This window comes from Sphingomonas sp. Leaf17 (assembly GCF_001421505.1).
In the GTDB taxonomy this organism is placed as follows: Bacteria; Pseudomonadota; Alphaproteobacteria; order Sphingomonadales; family Sphingomonadaceae; genus Sphingomonas.
In genome coordinates this window covers 184,055-199,314 of the sequence record NZ_LMKL01000005.1, presented here as the reverse complement: position 1 = coordinate 199,314, position 15,260 = coordinate 184,055, and the positions used below count along the sequence as shown (strand labels likewise).

The 15,260-nt window shown below is 67.4% G+C and carries 17 protein-coding genes; 6 read left to right on the top strand and 11 right to left on the bottom strand.

Annotated features, from left to right (window positions below; all coding sequences use genetic code 11):
* Positions 1–14: 14 nt before the first annotated feature.
* The 3 genes from ASE75_RS07925 to ASE75_RS07915 form a co-directional block, all read right to left on the bottom strand.
* Positions 15–497 carry a pyridoxamine 5'-phosphate oxidase family protein gene (locus ASE75_RS07925; protein ID WP_055931574.1) on the bottom strand — a complete coding sequence of 161 codons (483 nt, stop codon included), beginning with the start codon at positions 495–497 and terminating at the stop codon, positions 15–17.
* Between the two features lie 83 nt (positions 498–580).
* The gene (locus ASE75_RS07920) at positions 581–1,759 is read right to left on the bottom strand and encodes an acetyl-CoA C-acyltransferase (protein WP_055931571.1); all 1,179 of its coding nucleotides are present in this window, start codon (positions 1,757–1,759) and stop codon (positions 581–583) included.
* 57 nt (positions 1,760–1,816) lie between these two features.
* Positions 1,817–2,251: a MaoC family dehydratase gene (locus ASE75_RS07915; RefSeq protein ID WP_055931569.1), complete on the bottom strand. Its 435-nt coding sequence runs from the start codon at positions 2,249–2,251 to the stop codon at positions 1,817–1,819.
* A 180-nt stretch (positions 2,252–2,431) separates the two neighbouring features.
* Between ASE75_RS07915 and ASE75_RS07910 the strand changes: the two genes are divergently transcribed.
* Entirely contained in the window at positions 2,432–5,368 is a 2,937-nt protein-coding gene (locus tag ASE75_RS07910; RefSeq protein ID WP_055932178.1) for an L-glutamate gamma-semialdehyde dehydrogenase, read from the top strand.
* A 32-nt stretch (positions 5,369–5,400) separates the two neighbouring features.
* On the opposite strand, the gene ASE75_RS07905 is transcribed toward ASE75_RS07910, so the two are convergent.
* Complete coding sequence (locus ASE75_RS07905; RefSeq protein ID WP_055931566.1) at positions 5,401–6,576, bottom strand: mechanosensitive ion channel family protein; 1,176 nt, start codon at positions 6,574–6,576, stop codon at positions 5,401–5,403.
* A 24-nt stretch (positions 6,577–6,600) separates the two neighbouring features.
* A complete protein-coding gene (locus ASE75_RS07900) occupies positions 6,601–7,608 on the bottom strand; it encodes a DNA topoisomerase IB (protein ID WP_055931558.1) in 1,008 nt (335 codons plus the stop codon).
* A 123-nt stretch (positions 7,609–7,731) separates the two neighbouring features.
* Between ASE75_RS07900 and ASE75_RS07895 the strand changes: the two genes are divergently transcribed.
* On the top strand, positions 7,732–8,295 hold the full coding sequence (locus ASE75_RS07895) for a type 1 glutamine amidotransferase domain-containing protein (RefSeq protein WP_055931554.1): 564 nt from the start codon (positions 7,732–7,734) through the stop codon (positions 8,293–8,295).
* Positions 8,296–8,336: 41 nt separating this feature from the next.
* Here the strand turns inward: ASE75_RS07895 and ASE75_RS07890 are convergent, their stop codons facing one another.
* The 3 genes from ASE75_RS07890 to ASE75_RS15680 are packed head-to-tail and all read right to left on the bottom strand — an operon-like array spanning position 8,337 to position 10,862.
* Positions 8,337–9,371: an acyltransferase family protein gene (locus ASE75_RS07890; protein WP_235512554.1), complete on the bottom strand. Its 1,035-nt coding sequence runs from the start codon at positions 9,369–9,371 to the stop codon at positions 8,337–8,339.
* The gene (locus ASE75_RS07885) at positions 9,368–10,717 is read right to left on the bottom strand and encodes a putative O-glycosylation ligase, exosortase A system-associated (RefSeq protein WP_055931551.1); all 1,350 of its coding nucleotides are present in this window, start codon (positions 10,715–10,717) and stop codon (positions 9,368–9,370) included. Before ASE75_RS07885 ends, ASE75_RS07890 begins: the two co-directional genes overlap by 4 nt.
* Positions 10,710–10,862, bottom strand: a complete 153-nt coding sequence (locus ASE75_RS15680) for a hypothetical protein (protein ID WP_235512553.1) — start codon at positions 10,860–10,862, stop codon at positions 10,710–10,712. Before ASE75_RS15680 ends, ASE75_RS07885 begins: the two co-directional genes overlap by 8 nt.
* A gap of 397 nt (positions 10,863–11,259) precedes the next feature.
* On the opposite strand from ASE75_RS15680, the gene ASE75_RS07875 reads away from it, so the two are divergent.
* Together ASE75_RS07875 and ASE75_RS15095 are read left to right on the top strand one after the other, a co-directional pair.
* Positions 11,260–12,495, top strand: a complete 1,236-nt coding sequence (locus tag ASE75_RS07875; protein WP_055931545.1) for a TIGR04063 family PEP-CTERM/XrtA system glycosyltransferase — start codon at positions 11,260–11,262, stop codon at positions 12,493–12,495.
* The gene (locus ASE75_RS15095) at positions 12,468–13,439 is read left to right on the top strand and encodes a hypothetical protein (protein ID WP_082463862.1); all 972 of its coding nucleotides are present in this window, start codon (positions 12,468–12,470) and stop codon (positions 13,437–13,439) included. Before ASE75_RS07875 ends, ASE75_RS15095 begins: the two co-directional genes overlap by 28 nt.
* A gap of 4 nt (positions 13,440–13,443) precedes the next feature.
* Here the strand turns inward: ASE75_RS15095 and ASE75_RS07865 are convergent, their stop codons facing one another.
* Together ASE75_RS07865 and ASE75_RS07860 are read right to left on the bottom strand one after the other, a co-directional pair.
* Positions 13,444–13,716, bottom strand: coding sequence for a hypothetical protein (locus ASE75_RS07865; RefSeq protein ID WP_055931542.1), 273 nt, complete (start codon positions 13,714–13,716; stop codon positions 13,444–13,446).
* A gap of 35 nt (positions 13,717–13,751) precedes the next feature.
* Positions 13,752–13,931, bottom strand: coding sequence for a hypothetical protein (locus tag ASE75_RS07860; protein WP_055931539.1), 180 nt, complete (start codon positions 13,929–13,931; stop codon positions 13,752–13,754).
* 90 nt (positions 13,932–14,021) lie between these two features.
* Here ASE75_RS07860 and ASE75_RS07855 point away from each other — a divergent pair, with 90 nt between their 5' ends.
* A complete protein-coding gene (locus tag ASE75_RS07855) occupies positions 14,022–14,642 on the top strand; it encodes a S24 family peptidase (RefSeq protein ID WP_055931536.1) in 621 nt (206 codons plus the stop codon).
* Between the two features lie 37 nt (positions 14,643–14,679).
* Here ASE75_RS07855 and ASE75_RS07850 read toward each other — a convergent pair whose 3' ends face one another.
* Entirely contained in the window at positions 14,680–14,859 is a 180-nt protein-coding gene (locus ASE75_RS07850; protein WP_055931535.1) for a hypothetical protein, read from the bottom strand.
* Between the two features lie 184 nt (positions 14,860–15,043).
* Between ASE75_RS07850 and ASE75_RS07845 the strand changes: the two genes are divergently transcribed.
* On the top strand, positions 15,044–15,247 hold the full coding sequence (locus tag ASE75_RS07845; RefSeq protein WP_055931532.1) for a hypothetical protein: 204 nt from the start codon (positions 15,044–15,046) through the stop codon (positions 15,245–15,247).
* Positions 15,248–15,260: the final 13 nt, after the last annotated feature.

The following is a 15,260-nucleotide window of genomic DNA, read 5'->3' as shown; positions in this document are numbered from 1 at the left end:
AAGCGTCAATTTGGTCAGCCGACCGAATTGACGACCGCATGGCTGCTGGATTCGTCCGACGTGATCGTGCCGCCGAACAGCATCTTCAGCTTGCCCGACAGGGAAATGTCGGTTTCCCACAGTTCGGCGGAATCGACGTCGAACCGCAGCAGCGTCAGATTGGGGTCGGTCTTGCCGCCCGGAAACCATGCCTCGACCTGGTTGTTCCAGAGCTTGTCGATCTGCGCCGCATCGTTGTGCTGCGACAATGCGCCGGCGAGGCAGCCGAAAAAGTCATGCCCCTTCGCCACGAACTGCACCATTGCGTCGCCGCCCTTGGCCGCGCGATTGTCCTTGCCGGCAAAGAAGAACAGCGTGTTCGGCTGGTCGTCGTCCAGCTGCGCGGTCATCGGCTCGGAATGCTGACCGTCCATCAAGCCCAGCATGACGAACGGACTGGACTTCAGCTTGTCCAGAAACTTGGCGGCGATTTCCTGCGGATTGTCATGGTCTGCCACGATATTCTCTCCTGACGGTGGGTCTGGTCGAGAAACGTGCCGGGGCGGCGATGGTTGCCGCCCCGTATGATCGCGGCCGTGGGTTACAGCACCTCGAACAACCCGGCCGCGCCCATGCCGCCGCCGACGCACATCGTTACCACGACATATTTCGCCCCGCGCCGCTTGCCCTCGATCAGCGCATGGCCGGTCATCCGCGCGCCGCTCATGCCATACGGATGGCCGATCGAGATTGCGCCGCCATTGACGTTGAGCAGCTCGTCGGGGATCCCCAGCCGGTCGCGGCAATACAGCACCTGTACCGCAAACGCCTCGTTCAGCTCCCACAGGCCGATATCGTCCATCTTCAGGTTGAAGCGTTCGAGCAGCTTGGGGATCGCGAAGACCGGGCCGATGCCCATTTCGTCCGGTTCGGTACCCGCCACCGCCATGCCGACATAACGGCCAAGCGGAGTCAGCCCGCGCGCGGCCGCCACCTTTTCCTCCATCAGCACGCTGGCAGAGGCCCCATCCGACAACTGGCTGGCATTGCCGGCGGTGATCGTCGCATCGGGGCCGAGCACCGGCTTTAGCGACTGCAGGCCCTCCAGCGTCGTGTCCGCTCGGTTGCCCTCGTCCTTCGACAGCGTGATCTCCTTGTGCGTGACCTCCTTCGTTTCCTTGTTCACGATCGCCATCGTCGCGGTGACGGGCACGATCTCCGCGTCGAAGCGGCCGGAGCCTTGCGCGGCGGCGGTGCGCTGCTGCGACTGGAGCGCATAGGCATCCATCTGGTCGCGGGTGATGCCATAGCGGCTGGCGACGACCTCGGCGGTCTGGAGCATCGGCATATAGATGTCCTTGTGCATCGCCACCAGTTCGGGGTCGGGCATCAGGTTCATCTTGGGCGTCTGGACCAGGCTGACGCTTTCCACGCCGCCGCCGATCGCGACGTCCATATGGTCGACCACGATCTGCTTGGCGGCCGTCGCAATCGCCATCAGGCCGCTGGCGCATTGCCGGTCGACCGACATGCCCGACACGCTGGTCGGCAGGCCGGCGCGCAGCAGCGCGGTGCGCGCGATATTGCCCGCCTGGCTACCTTGTTGCAGCGCTGCGCCGAACACCACGTCGGCAACGTCGTCACCGGCAATCCCCGCGCGCTCGACCGCCGCCTTGATCGCGTGGCCCGCCAGCGTCGGCGCGGGCAGCGCGTTGAACGCCCCGCGATAGGCGCGGCCGATGGGGGTGCGGGCGGTGGAAACGATGACGGCTGAACGCATGATGGTCTCTCCTGAAAGTATCGGCCCCGACCGTCCGGCCGGGGCAATGGGTGCGGGTCAGACGAAAATCTGGCTGATCCATTCGGCGATTAGCGCGGGCTTCTCCTGCCCCTCGATCTCGACCGAAAACGCATTGGTCTGCTGCCACTGGCCGGGCCGCTTTTCATCGAACGACAGCAAGGTGAACCGCCCGCGCACCCGCGACCCCGACCGCACGGGCGACAGGAACCGCACCGAATTGCCGCCATAGTTCACGCCCATCTTCGTACCCGCGATCCGTGGCGCGTCGGGAACTTTGGACGCCAGCAGCGGCATCAGCGACAGGGTCAGAAAACCGTGGGCGATGGTGCCGCCGAACGGGGTCTGCGCGGCGGCGACGGGATCGACATGGATGAACTGATGGTCGCCGGTGGCGGCCGCAAACTGGTCGATCATCCCTTGCGTCACCGCGACCCAGTCGGACACGCTTTCGGTGCCGATCCGCGCCTGCATCTGGTCGGGCGTGATGCCGTCTGCCGGGGTCGTACTCGTCACGGGCGGTTCCCCTTTTGCGTCATTTGGCGGTATGCGCTTCAGGCATCCCTGTAGGACGGGCACGCCCTGTCCCGCAAGTCTCACCCGACCGAAAGCATGAAAATGTCGAACGCCGCTACGGAACTCGCTCGCAAGGCCATGGCAAACCAGTATCGGGCGGCCGAACCCGATATTCTAAAACCGCTGCTGGACCGCGCCGCGCTGACCAGTGATTCGCGTGAGCGGGTGCTGGGCCATGCCGCCGGGCTGCTGGCGGACCTGCGCGCCGAACAGTCGAAAGGCTGGGTGAACCGCTTCCTCCAGGAATACCGGCTGAACTCGTCGGAAGGGATCGCGCTGCTGAGCCTGGCCGAGGCGTTCCTGCGCGTGCCCGATCCCGAAACCGCCGACCTGTTGATCGCCGACAAGCTGGGCGATGCCGACTGGCGCGCGCACACCGGCAAGTCGTCGTCGAAGCTGGTCAATTCCGCCACCTGGGGCCTCGTCGTCGGCCGCGTGCTGGTACGCGAGGGCGAGAGCGGACCCTTGCGCCGCCTGATCGCCCGCGCCGGSGAGCCGTTCGTGCGGCAGGCGGTGGGTGCCGCCATGAAGATGATGGGCGAGATTTTCGTGATGGGCCGCACCATCGACGAGGCGATGCGCCGCATGAAGAAGCCCGACAATGCCGGCTTCACCGCCAGTTTCGACATGCTGGGCGAGGCGGCGCGCACGGTCGAGGACGCGGCGCGCTATTTCAACGCCTATGTCGACGCGATCGACGCGGTCGGCAACGATCCCGCCGCCGGCCATTCGATCTCGGTCAAGCTGTCCGCGCTGCACCCGCGCTACGAGGTCGCGCGCTGGGACAAGTGCGTTCCCGAGCTGGCCGAAATGCTCGGCATCCTGGCGCGGCAGGCGGCCGACAAGGGCATCGCGCTGACCGTCGACGCCGAGGAATCCGAGCGGCTGGAGATGAGCCTCGACATCATCGGCCGCGTGGCGGCGATGCCGGGCCTGAGCGGCTGGGACGGCTTCGGCATGGCGGTGCAGGCCTATGGCAAGCGCGCGCGGCCGGTCATCGCCTGGGCCGACGGGCTGGGCCGGATCATGAACGTCCGGCTGGTCAAGGGCGCCTATTGGGACAGCGAGATCAAGCGCACGCAGGTCGAGGGGTTGGCCGACTATCCGCTGTTCACGCGCAAGGCGGCGACCGACGTGTCGTATCTGGCGGTCGCGCGCGACATGCTGGACGCGAAGAACATCCGCCCCGCCTTTGCCAGCCACAACGCGCTGACCGTCGCCACGATCATGGAATGGGCGGGCAACGGCCGCGATTTCGAGTTCCAGCGGCTGCACGGCATGGGCGACGGCCTGTATGAGCGGCTGGTGCGTGAGAACGGGTACAAGTGCCGGATCTACGCGCCGGTCGGCGGCCACCGCGACCTGCTCGCCTATCTGGTCCGCCGTCTGCTGGAAAACGGCGCGAACTCCAGCTTCGTCCACCAGCTCGCCGACGAACGCATGACCGAGGCGGAGATCCTCGCCGATCCGGTCGCCAAGATCGCCGCCGTCGGCGGCACGCGCCATCCGTCGATCCCGCTGCCGGTCGACCTGTTCGGGGCCAGCCACCGCAATTCGATGGGCATCGACCTGAGCGATCGTCCGACGCTGGACGCAATTACTAGGGTGGTGAACACGCCGGTCGCCCTGCTCGCGCAGCCGCTGCCGACGCCGGATGTGACCGACGCCATCGCCCGCGCCCACGCCGCCTTCCCCGACTGGTCGCGCACCCCCGTCACCGCCCGCGCCGCGATCCTCGACCGTCTCGCCGACCTGCTGGAGCAGCACCGCGAGGAGCTGATGGCGATCTGTGTGCAGGAGGCGTTCAAGACCATCCCCGACGCGATCGGCGAAGTGCGCGAGGCCGCCGATTTCTGCCGCTACTACGCGCAGGCAGCGCGCGATCGTCTGATCCCGATCGAACTGCCCGGCCCGACCGGCGAGCGCAACACGCTGCACTGCGAGGGGCGCGGCGTCTGGGCGACGATCGCGCCGTGGAACTTCCCGCTGGCGATCTTCCTCGGCCAGACCGCCGCCGCGCTCGTCACCGGCAACACGGTCGTGGCGAAGCCAGCACCACAGACCCCGGCCATCGCCGCCCGCGCGGTCGCGCTGGCGCATCAGGCCGGTGTGCCGAAGGACGCGCTGATCCTTGTCCCCGGCGGGCCGGAGGTCGGCGCGGCGCTGACCGCCGACGTGCGGATCCAGGGCGTGGCTTTCACCGGCTCGACCGCGACGGCAAAAAAGATCGCCCGGTCGCTGCTGGCCGATGACGAACGGCCGATCGTGCCGCTGATTGCCGAAACCGGCGGCATCAACGCGATGATCGTCGATTCCACCGCGCTGCCCGAACAGGTGGTGGCCGACGTCGTCGCCTCGTCCTTCCGCTCGGCAGGGCAACGCTGTTCCGCGCTGCGCCTGCTGCTCGTGCAGGCGGACGTCGCCGACACCGTCGTCGCGATGCTGAAGGGGGCGATGGAGACGCTGACCATCGGCGCGCCCGGCGACCCGGCGACGGACGTCGGCCCGGTCATCGACCGTGCGGCCTATGACCGGCTGATGGCCTATCGCACCGCCGCTGCCGATCGCATCCTGAAGACGGTGGCGGTGCCCGACGACGGCCTCTTCGTGCCGCCGACGCTGGTCCGGCTCGACCGAATCGAGGATCTGACGCAGGAGTTTTTCGGCCCCATCCTGCACGTCGCGACGTGGGAGGCGGGGCAGTTGTCGGACACGATCGCCCGGGTCAACGCCAAGGGATACGGCCTGACCATGGGTTTGCACAGCCGCATCGCCCGGTCGGCCGAAGTGGTCGAGGCGGAGGCGCGGGTCGGCAATCTCTACATCAACCGGTCGATGATCGGCGCGGTTGTGGGGTCGCAACCCTTTGGCGGCGAGGGGTTGTCGGGCACCGGTCCCAAGGCGGGCGGTCCGCACTATCTCCACCGCTTCTGCGCCGAACGGGTGGTGTCGGTCGACACGACCAGCGCGGGCGGCAACGCCAGCCTGTTGTCGCTGGATGAAGGCGGGATCTGACGACGCGCGCGCCGGGTCTGCGTCCGGCGCGCCTATTTCTCGATGTCGATCGCGCGCACCGTCTGCACCTGCGGATAGGGCATCACCATCGTTCCGTCGGGCGCGGCGGTGAAGGTCGTCTGCGTCGGATAGGCGATCTCGATCTTCTCGTCGTTGAACCGCTTCAGGATGGCCAGCCCGACCGTGTGGCGCGCGTCGTAGGCGTGCTGGAAATCGGGCAGGTGGGTGTCGAACTCGACCTCGAAATCCAGGCTCGACGCGCCGAAATTGACGAAGCCCGACCGGACGAACACCAGGTCGTGCGCCGCAACGATCTCGCTGAGCATCGTCGGGATGGCCAGGCAGACGTCGGGCGCGGTCTGGTACGTCACGCCGATCGCGAACTTGATCCGCCGACGCTGGCGCCGCGTGTTGTTCTGGATTTCCTTGTCGAGCAGCGTCTTGTTGCTGATGATCCGCTCCTCGCCGTTCAGCCCGCGGATCCGCGTCGATTTCAGGCCGATTTCCTCGACCGTGCCCGACGTCGTGTCATAGGTGATGGCGTCGCCGCGCCGGAACGGCCGGTCGAAGATGATCGCCAGCGCCGCGAACAGATCGGCGAAGATCCCTTGCGCGGCCAGACCGATCGCGATGCCGCCGACGCCCAGACCGGCGACCAGACCGGTCACGTTGACCCCCAGATTGTCCAGCACGACGATCAGCGCGATCGCGAACAGCACGAAGGTGACCAGCAGGCGGATCAGCCCCATTGCGCTGACCAGCGCCTCGCCATTGTAGTTCTCGCGACTGGCCCGGTGTTCGACCGACCCCAGGATGATCTCGCGCGCCCAGATCGCCGCCTGGAACACGACCGCGACCGTGAACAGGAAATTGACCGTGGTGGTCAGCGCGGCCGGCGCATCGGCATATCCGACCACCAGCTTGGCCGCGAGCATCACGATGAAGAAATTGTTGGTCCGCACCACCGCGCGCCCGAACACCATGCCCCATCCGCCAAGCCGGCGATCCTCGCGGCACAGCCGGTTGCCCTGGTTGCGGGCGAAATGCAGCGCGACGACGATGGCGGCACCGATGCCGACCGCGATCAGGATCTGCGCCCAGTTGGTCTGCAACCACAGGATGCTGCTGTCGAACAGCTCGCGCAATTGCCCGTGGACCTTTTCGGGGTCGATCTTCGGGACGGGGGTGGCGGCGGCGGTATTGGACATGGACATACTCTGGTCAGGCGGGGGTCAGGCTGGCTTGGCGGCTGGCGGCGCGGCGCGCTCAAGAAAGGCGATCAGTCCGCGTTCGGTGCGCGACAGATAGCGGGCCGAACGCGGCAGGCGAAGCGTTTTGCGGAATAGCGACTGGCCGGTCTTCACCAGACCGATCAGCAGCGGGTGGACATAGGACTTGCGCGCAATGGCGGCCGTGTTGTTCAACTGCTGCGTCACCGGCTCCAGCATGGCCTTCAGGCTCAGGTCATTCTCGGCCGTCGCCAGCGTCTCGAACGCGACGACGCTCGCACCCCAGGTGCGGAAATGCTTGGCGGTGAAGTCCGTGCCCGTCGCCTCGCGGATATAGGCATTGACGTCGGCCGAGGTGACCGGGCGCGGCTCGCCGGCCTCGTCCAGCCACGCGAACAGATGCTGGTCGTCCAGATCCTGGCAGGTCTTCACGAACCGCCCGAGCGCCTTGTCGGTCATCTTCAGCGCACAGGTCTTGCCCGACTTGGCGACGAACTGCAGTTTCAGCGTGTTGCCCGTGATCCGTGCGTGCCGCTTGCGCAGCGTCGTCGCGCCGAAACTCTTGTTGCTGGCGGCATAGGCCTCGTTGCCGACGCGGATATGCGTATGGTCGAGCAGCCGGACGACCGCCGCCACCGCCCGCTCGCGGCTCAGCGTTCGCTTCCTTAGGTCCGCCTCCACCCGCTTGCGCAGGGAGGGCAGGGCGTGACCGAATTCGGCGCAACGTTCGTATTTCGCCGCGTCCCGTGCCTCACGGAAATCGACATGATAGCGATATTGCTTGCGGCCCTTCTCGTCCCATCCGACCGCCTGGATATGCCCGTTCGCCTTCGGGCAATACCATGCGTCGCGGTAGGCGGGCGGCAGGCCGACCGCATTCAGCCGGTCGATTTCGGCGCGGTCGGTGATGCGCGATCCATCGGCGTCGTAATAGGACCAGCCGCTGCCGGCCCGCCGCCGCGTGATGCCGGGCTTGCTGTCATCGCAGTACACGACCTTGGCGGATGCCATTGGAACTCCTTCGTAACGACCATGAAAATGCGTCAGCCACCGCATCGTTCCGGAACACGCCGGTTGGACCGGGGTTGAAGAGGCAACCCGTCCCCCCGGGGTGTACCACTGGAGAATAGCGACATGGCCGACCTTTCCCTTGCGCGGGTCCTGATCCTCGCCACCGACGGTTTTGAAAATGACGAGCTGTTCAAGCCGCGTCAGGCGCTGCTCGATGCCGGTGCGAAGATCACGCTCGCATCCATCAAGACCGATCCGATCCAGGGCGTCGTCAACGACAGCAAGCCCGCCGACACGATCACCCCCGACCTGACGCTCGATCAGGTCGACACCGACGATTACGACATGCTCCTGCTGCCGGGCGGCGTCGGCAACCCCGACAAGCTGCGGATCGAGGATCGCGCAGTCGAGATCGTCACCGAGTTCTTCGAGGACGACAAGATCATCGCCGCGATCTGCCACGCGCCGTGGCTGCTGGTCGAGGCTGACGTGGTCGATGGCCGCCGCGTGACGAGCTGGCCATCGGTCCGCACCGACCTGGAGAATGCCGGTGCCGACGTGGTCGACGAGGAGGTCGTCGTCGACGGCAACCTCATCACCAGCCGCAAGCCCGACGACATCCCCGCCTTCAATCGCGCGATCCTTGCCGCGTTGGAGGAAGAACTGGCCGACGAGCCGGTCGACTGAGACACAACATCGCGCCATCCCGGATCAGGTCCGGGATGGCGTTACGCCTTGCCGTTGATCCACCGCTGCGCCGGCCGCTCGACCCAGCGGTAGAGCAGGACGGATGCCGCCAGCACCATCGTCAGATAGAGGCCGACCAGCCACCACGGCACCGCCCGCGCATCGGCCACGAAGACCAGCTTGAACGCCACCCACAGCAGGAAATGGCCCAGATAGGTCGCGTAGCTCACCTCGCCCAGCCCGTGCATCCAGCGCGCCTCCAGCGGGTTCCCCGCCCGCTCGCACGATAGCGCCAGCGCCAGCAGCAGCACCGCGAACAGCGCCGGCACGCCCAGCGTCTCGGGCACGCCGGCGATCAGCGCCACGCCCACCACCGCCGCCACGCCGATCGCCACCGGCATCGCCCCCCGCCGATCGCGCCAGCGCAGCCACAGCGCGCAGACGACCGTGCCGAGCGCGAACTCGAACAGGCACCGGACCAGTCCATAACGCCAGATGTCGGTCCCCAGCGTCGGCGCGTCGCCCATCGCCAGATACAGTCCCGTCACCAGTCCACCCGCGACCACAACCAGCCACCCGGTCGCCACCCGTCGCCAGTCGATGGCCATCACCAGCAGCGGGAACAGCAGGTACGCGGCCAACTCGGTGCTGATCGACCACGCCGGATCGTTCCACGTCAGCCGGTCGGTAAACCCCCAATTCTGTACCAGCACGATATGCAGCGGCAGCTCGCCCCACGGGTAATCGGCCGGATCACCGCGCCCGGTCAGCGCCAGCGCACCCGCCAGCAGGACGGCAAGGCCCAGCATCACCAGATGCAACGGCCAGATCCGCGCCACCCGCCGCCGCAGGAAAACCGGCACCGCCCGCCACCCGTCGCGCCGCAACCGCGCGCCCCAGCTCAGCCAGATGACGAACCCGGACAGCAGGAAAAAGAAATCGACCGCCAGATATCCCTTGGCCAGCACGTCGCGTAACCCCACCGGCAAACCCGCGATCGACAGGCGGATATGATACAGCACGACGAACCATGCCGCGATGCCGCGCATCCCCGTCAGCGCGCGCAGTTCACTCACGAAACGGGAAGGGGGCCGGGCGCGACCTTGCGCATGCCCCGGTACGTCTCGCCCGCCCGCTTGCGCGCCAGATAGGTGTCCAGCCCGATCTGCGCGCCGATCAGCATGTAGATGAACGGCTGGAACGCGATGGCGATGAACGCCGCGCCAAGCAGGTAGACGCCGTGCCCCATCTGCAATGCGCTCGCCAGTTCCCCGGCCCAGGCGTAAGGGCCGTCGGGGTCGCGATAGCGCCGGCGCAGCACCTCCATCCGCACCAGCCCGGTCAGGTTGATGACCAGCCACAGGATCAGGCCCGGATAGCCCTGTTCGCCCAGCATCTCGAAATAGGCGCTGTGATAGGCGCGCGCCTGGTCATATTCCTCCGCCATCCGCGTGCCCGCCGCCCCGTCGCGGCGGACGATGTCGATGCGGATCTTGTTCTGGCGATACGCCTCGAACCCCCCGCCGAACGGGTGTGATTTGGCGAAGTCCATCGTCCATTGCCACACCGCCAGCCGGGTCGAGGCGGATTCGTCGCCCTGATAGCCCTGGATCGTCCCCATTCGTTCGGAAAAGGCGGAAGGCAGAAACGGCACCGCCATCAGCCCGGCGGCGGCCATCATCCCGACATACAGCAATTTCCGCTTCGCCACCCGGACGAACATCAGTCCCAGCAGGACGATGCACAGCAGGCCCGTCCGCGTCGACGTCCCCACCGGGATCAGCAGACAGGCAAAGGCCAGCGCATAGGCAAAGGTCTTCACCCGCCAGTCGGGCTTGAAGATGGTACCGTATTTCGTGAACCAGATGATGACCGGGACGATCGCCACCGCCACCGCGCTGATCGTGCTGCCCTCGTACAACCCGCTGTTGTTGTCGACCATCAGGTTCAGCTGACCGTACCCGCCGCCGCTCGCCAGCGTCTTGATCCCGCCGACGATGATGATCGACGCGGCGGAGACGACCATGAACAGCAGCAGCGCCTCGATCCGCAACCGCGTGCGCAGCGTCAGCGGCAGGAACGCGGCAAAGGCCAGCGCCTTCCAGACCCAGTCCCACTTCTCCTTCGCCTCGACCGGAAAATCGGCACCGATCGTGGTCGCCCAGCAATACAGCAGCAGGACGACGATCAGCGCCTGACGCGGCGCGAACCGCGAATCGCGCTTGTCGTCGGCGATTACCCAGCCCAGCACCGCCAGCGCGACCGCGATCAGCGAAATGGGCACCGCGTTCAGCAGGAAATAGGTCAGCCGCTGCGGCGAGACGATGTCGATATAGACATAGGCCAGCACGAACAGGAACGGCCGCCTGAACCCGGTCGCGAACAGTGCGAGCAGGAAGGCGATGAACGCAAGGTCACGCACGCGGGCGGCCTTTTCGCGGCGGGCGTTTCTGGGGATGAGACGGCTCGACCGGCTCCTCGCGATCGAGGTCGGGCCGCTTCAGCAACAGGAACGCGATCAGCATCAACAGGCCGTGCGTCAGTCCAAGCGCGAAATTGTCGATCATGACGCAGGCGATATCCTTGAACGACGCGACCCCGGCCGACGACATTGCCAGGACTAGGCCGCCGCCGGTTTATACGCGGTTAAGCAGGCGGCAAGGGAGCATGTGGCTTCATAGTCACCCGCAACGCGGACCGTCACGATGGCGGTTCGCTTCCTGCTCTCCGACCCCCGTCTCGTTCCCCGGCGAAGGCCGGGGTCCAGTTGGGCAAACGTCGGCGATGACGACCAACTGCAACCCGACTGGGCCCCGGCCTTCGCCGGAGAACACGCTCACAATGGCGACCGGAATCCCGAATTTTACGCGACGCTCGCAATGACGATGGCAGAGTTGTATTTTGCCAAATCTCGCTCCCCCATCATCACGCAAATATTAACCTCGTTCGTGGCATACGCTGCCCATGCGAATCCTCCATGTCCTCGATCACGGACTCCCGCTGCAAAGCGGCTACACGTTCCGCACGCGGGCGATCCTGAAGGCGCAGGTCGCCAGCGGATGGACCGTCGCCGCCGTTACCGGCCCGCGCCACGGCACCGACAGTGATGCGCTCGAAACCGTCGACGACCTGGCATTCTATCGGACGCCGGCCCGCAAGGGGCGGGGGCCGGTCGCCGAGCTGATGGGCATCGCCGCCTTTGCTCGGCGGATCGACCGCGCGGTCGCCACGTTCAAACCCGACATTCTCCACGCCCATTCACCGGTGCTCGACGCGCTCGCAGCGCTGCGTGTCGCCCGGCGGCACCGTCTGCCGCTGCTCTACGAAATCCGCGCCTTCTGGGAAGATGCGGCGGTCGGCAACGGGACCGGGACCGAAGGATCGGCCCGCTACCGCGCGACACGGATGCTGGAGACATGGGCGGTGCGTCGGGCCGATGCGGTTGCGGTCATCTGCGACGGATTGCGAACCGACCTGATCGCGCGCGGCATCGCCGATTCCAAGATCCTGGTGTCACCGAACGGCGTCGACCTTGGCCTGTTCGGCACGCCGCCGCCGCGTGACACCGCGCTGGCGACCGAACTTGGCCTTGATGGCGCGGACGTCGTTGGCTTCATCGGCAGCTTCTATGATTATGAGGGGCTGGACGATCTGATCGCCGCCATGCCTGCGCTGATCGCCGCGCGCCCCGCCGCCCGTCTCGTGCTGGTCGGCGGCGGTCCGATGGAGGCGGCGTTGCGCGCGCAGGCGGCGGCGTCACCCGCCGCGTCGGCGATCCGCTTCATCGGGCGCGTGCCGCATACCGAGGTGGAACGCTATTACGGCCTGATCGACATCCTCGCCTATCCGCGCAAGGCGATGCGCCTGACCGATCTGGTCACGCCGCTGAAACCGCTGGAGGCGATGGCGCAAGGCCGGCTGGTGGCGGCATCCGACGTCGGCGGCCACCGCGAGCTGATCCGCGATGGCGATACCGGCACCTTGTTTGCGCCGGACGATCCGTCGGCTATCGCATCGGCGCTGGCGGCGATGTTCGCCGACCGGTCGGGATGGGATGCGCGACGCGACCGTGCGCGTATATTTGTCGAGACCGAGCGTAACTGGTCGTCAAATATTTCGCGTTACGGTCCTGTTTACCAGCAGCTGATCGACGCTGCATCATTGGGAAGATCATGGTCGCGTACTCCCGTCTCCGTCTGAACGCCGCGATCCCGCCGGCCGGTGGTATCGCCGCCGCCGTCATCGTCGCGCTCGTCTTCGCCTTCCTGCCGCAGGACATGCTGGAGGACTGGACGTGGAACAGCGGCATCGCCGCGCTGGTCCCGGTCGCGCAGCCGCCGCTGGGCATCACCGCCCGCGCGGTGCTGGCGCTCGGTTTCGGGATAATTGCGGCCGCCGTCGTCTGGTCGTCGCTGTATCTGCTGTTCGGTCCGGGCGGAGTCTTTGCCCCGCGCGCGCCGGCGGCCGATGGCGTACCCGTTCTGCGTCGTGCCGATTCGCACCCCGATGCCCCGGCCCGCCGCCCGATTTCGGCCGCCGCCGATTTCGGCGATCCGGTGCCCACCCCCGTCCTGCCGCCCGTGCCGCCGCTGGTGCGCGACCTGCCCGACGATCTCGACCAGCCGCTGGCCGCCTATGATCCGCATGCGATCCTGCCTGCTCCCCGCGAACCGGTCCGCCCGGTCGGCGCGCTGATCGCCCGGCCGTCATCGGATCCTGTTCCCGAGGCGGACCCGCCGGTTGCGGCGACACCCGAACCGGCACCCCCCCTGCCGATCACGCCGCCACCGCGTTTCGCTCCGCCGACGGACGCGCCAGCGCCGGTCAGCGAACCGCGCGTCGCCATCAAATCGGTCGAAACCGACCCCGCCGCCGCCCTGCGGATCGAACCGGAGGCTCGTCCCGACGCGCCGGCCAGTGCGCCGCCGGCACCGCTGCCCGTACCATCGACCCCGGCGGCGGGTTCGCCGTCCGTGGCGATACCGGCGGACGACTCACCACCCAGCATCGAAGCGCTGCTCGCCCGGCTGGAACGCGGTGCGCGCCGCCGGTCCGACGCGCCGCGTCCGTCGATCGACGAGGCGCTCGGAACGTTACGCGGCGTGGACCGCGCCATCGGCGATCGACCGCGCGAGGATCGCTGACCGATCACGACTCGATCAGCGTCAGTACCTCAACCGTCGCCACCGCATCGGCGTCGATCCCGACGACGAGCAGGTCGACAACCAGATGCCCGCGCAAGGCGAACTCCGCATCCGGCAGGCCCGCCAGCCAGTCGGCGGCATCGCCGGACGTGACCAGCGTCAATCGGTGCCGTTCCCCCACGAAGGTTGCGCTCGACCACGCGATGCTGCGATGGTCAATGACCCGCACGCTGCATCCGGCGGCGATGGCACTGCCGGCCAGCGCGCGCGCCAGCACCGACGCGGCATCCCCGCAGTCGGCGGATCGCCGGGTTACGGCGGCGGGGGTTGCGCGATGAACTGCTCGACCCGCGCCACGATCCGCAGTCCGGGCTGACGACCCCGGCGCAGGTCGAACACCAGGCGCGGATCGTTGACCGACAGCCGGCCAAAGGTGGTCGCGGGCATGCCCGTCCGTTGCAGATAGCGATTGATCTTGACCAGCACCGACATCCCGCATTGCTCCGACTCCTCAGCGTGCGTTCGCGGTCTGTTCTTCAATTTCCAACTTGTCTAGGAAAAATCCTCGTACTAGATCGGGACATGGCTGACGACGATCCGCGAACGACACTGGCGCAACTGGCGCAGGCGGGTGGGCACAGCCTTGCCGCCCTGTCGGCGATGCTAGGGCGCAATCCCGCCTATCTTCAGCAGTTCGTCCACCGCGGCACCCCGCGTCGCCTGTCCGAACGCGATCGGCGTTTGCTGGCCGACATGCTCGGGGTCGACGAAACCCGGCTCGGCGCGGTCGCGCGCGGCCCGGCGCTGGTGGCGATCCCCCGCCTCGCGCTCGCCGCGTCGGCCGGACCGGGGGCGTTCGTCGACAATGAACTGACGGTCGGCAGCGATTCGATCACACCCGCGCTCGCCCGGTATCTCGGGCTGTCAGCCGACACCGCGGCCAGCATCCGCGTCCGGGGCGACTCGATGGAGCCGGGGCTGTTCGACGGCGACACGATCTTCGTCGACCTGACCAGCCGCAACCCCGGCCCGCGCGGCGCGGTCCATGTCGTGCGGATCGACGACACGCTGATGGTCAAGCGCGTCGCGCGCCTCGGCAACCGGCTGGTCGTGACCAGCGACAATCCGGCGGCGGGACCGGTGCCGCGCGGTGCCGTGACCGTCATCGGCCGGGTCGTGTGGCAGATGCGCGCGCCCCGCTGATCCGTCCGGCGCTGATTTGCCCGGTGATGACCGGGTTTCAGCGCCCCGCGCGGCGGCGGTCGCGCCACCAGATCAGCCCGGCGATGGTCACGCCCAGGGCCAGGCCGATCAGTGCGCCCGGTGTTGCCTGACCAACCGAAAAACCGATGCCGGCTCCGATCAGGACACCGAACGCGACCAGCGCGCCACCGGCGGCGGGGGGTGGGGAGGATTGCATCGCCGCTGACTGCCACGTCCCGCGCCGGGACGCCAGCCGTCCCTGAACGGGACAGGCGGCACAGTCCGCGCAGGTCCGTTTACCACCGCGTTCCGCCGCCACCGGCTCAACGGTCGATCCGGCATGGCTTTTGGATGATGGACACCGCAACGCTCAGCGCGATCGAGGATACGCCGTGACTCCAATGCCCTATATCGCCGACTCCCGATCGGTTCTCGACGCCGTCGACCTGATCGCCGCGCATGGCGAGGAGGCCGCGCTGTTCGCATCGATCCGCGCGGACCGCAGCCGGGACATCGGCAACCACGTCCGCTTCTGCCACTGGCGGCAGATCGAACGGCTGATCGTGCTGCTCGGCACCGATCATGCGCCGGGCACCGTGCAGTAAGCGGCGAATCGCG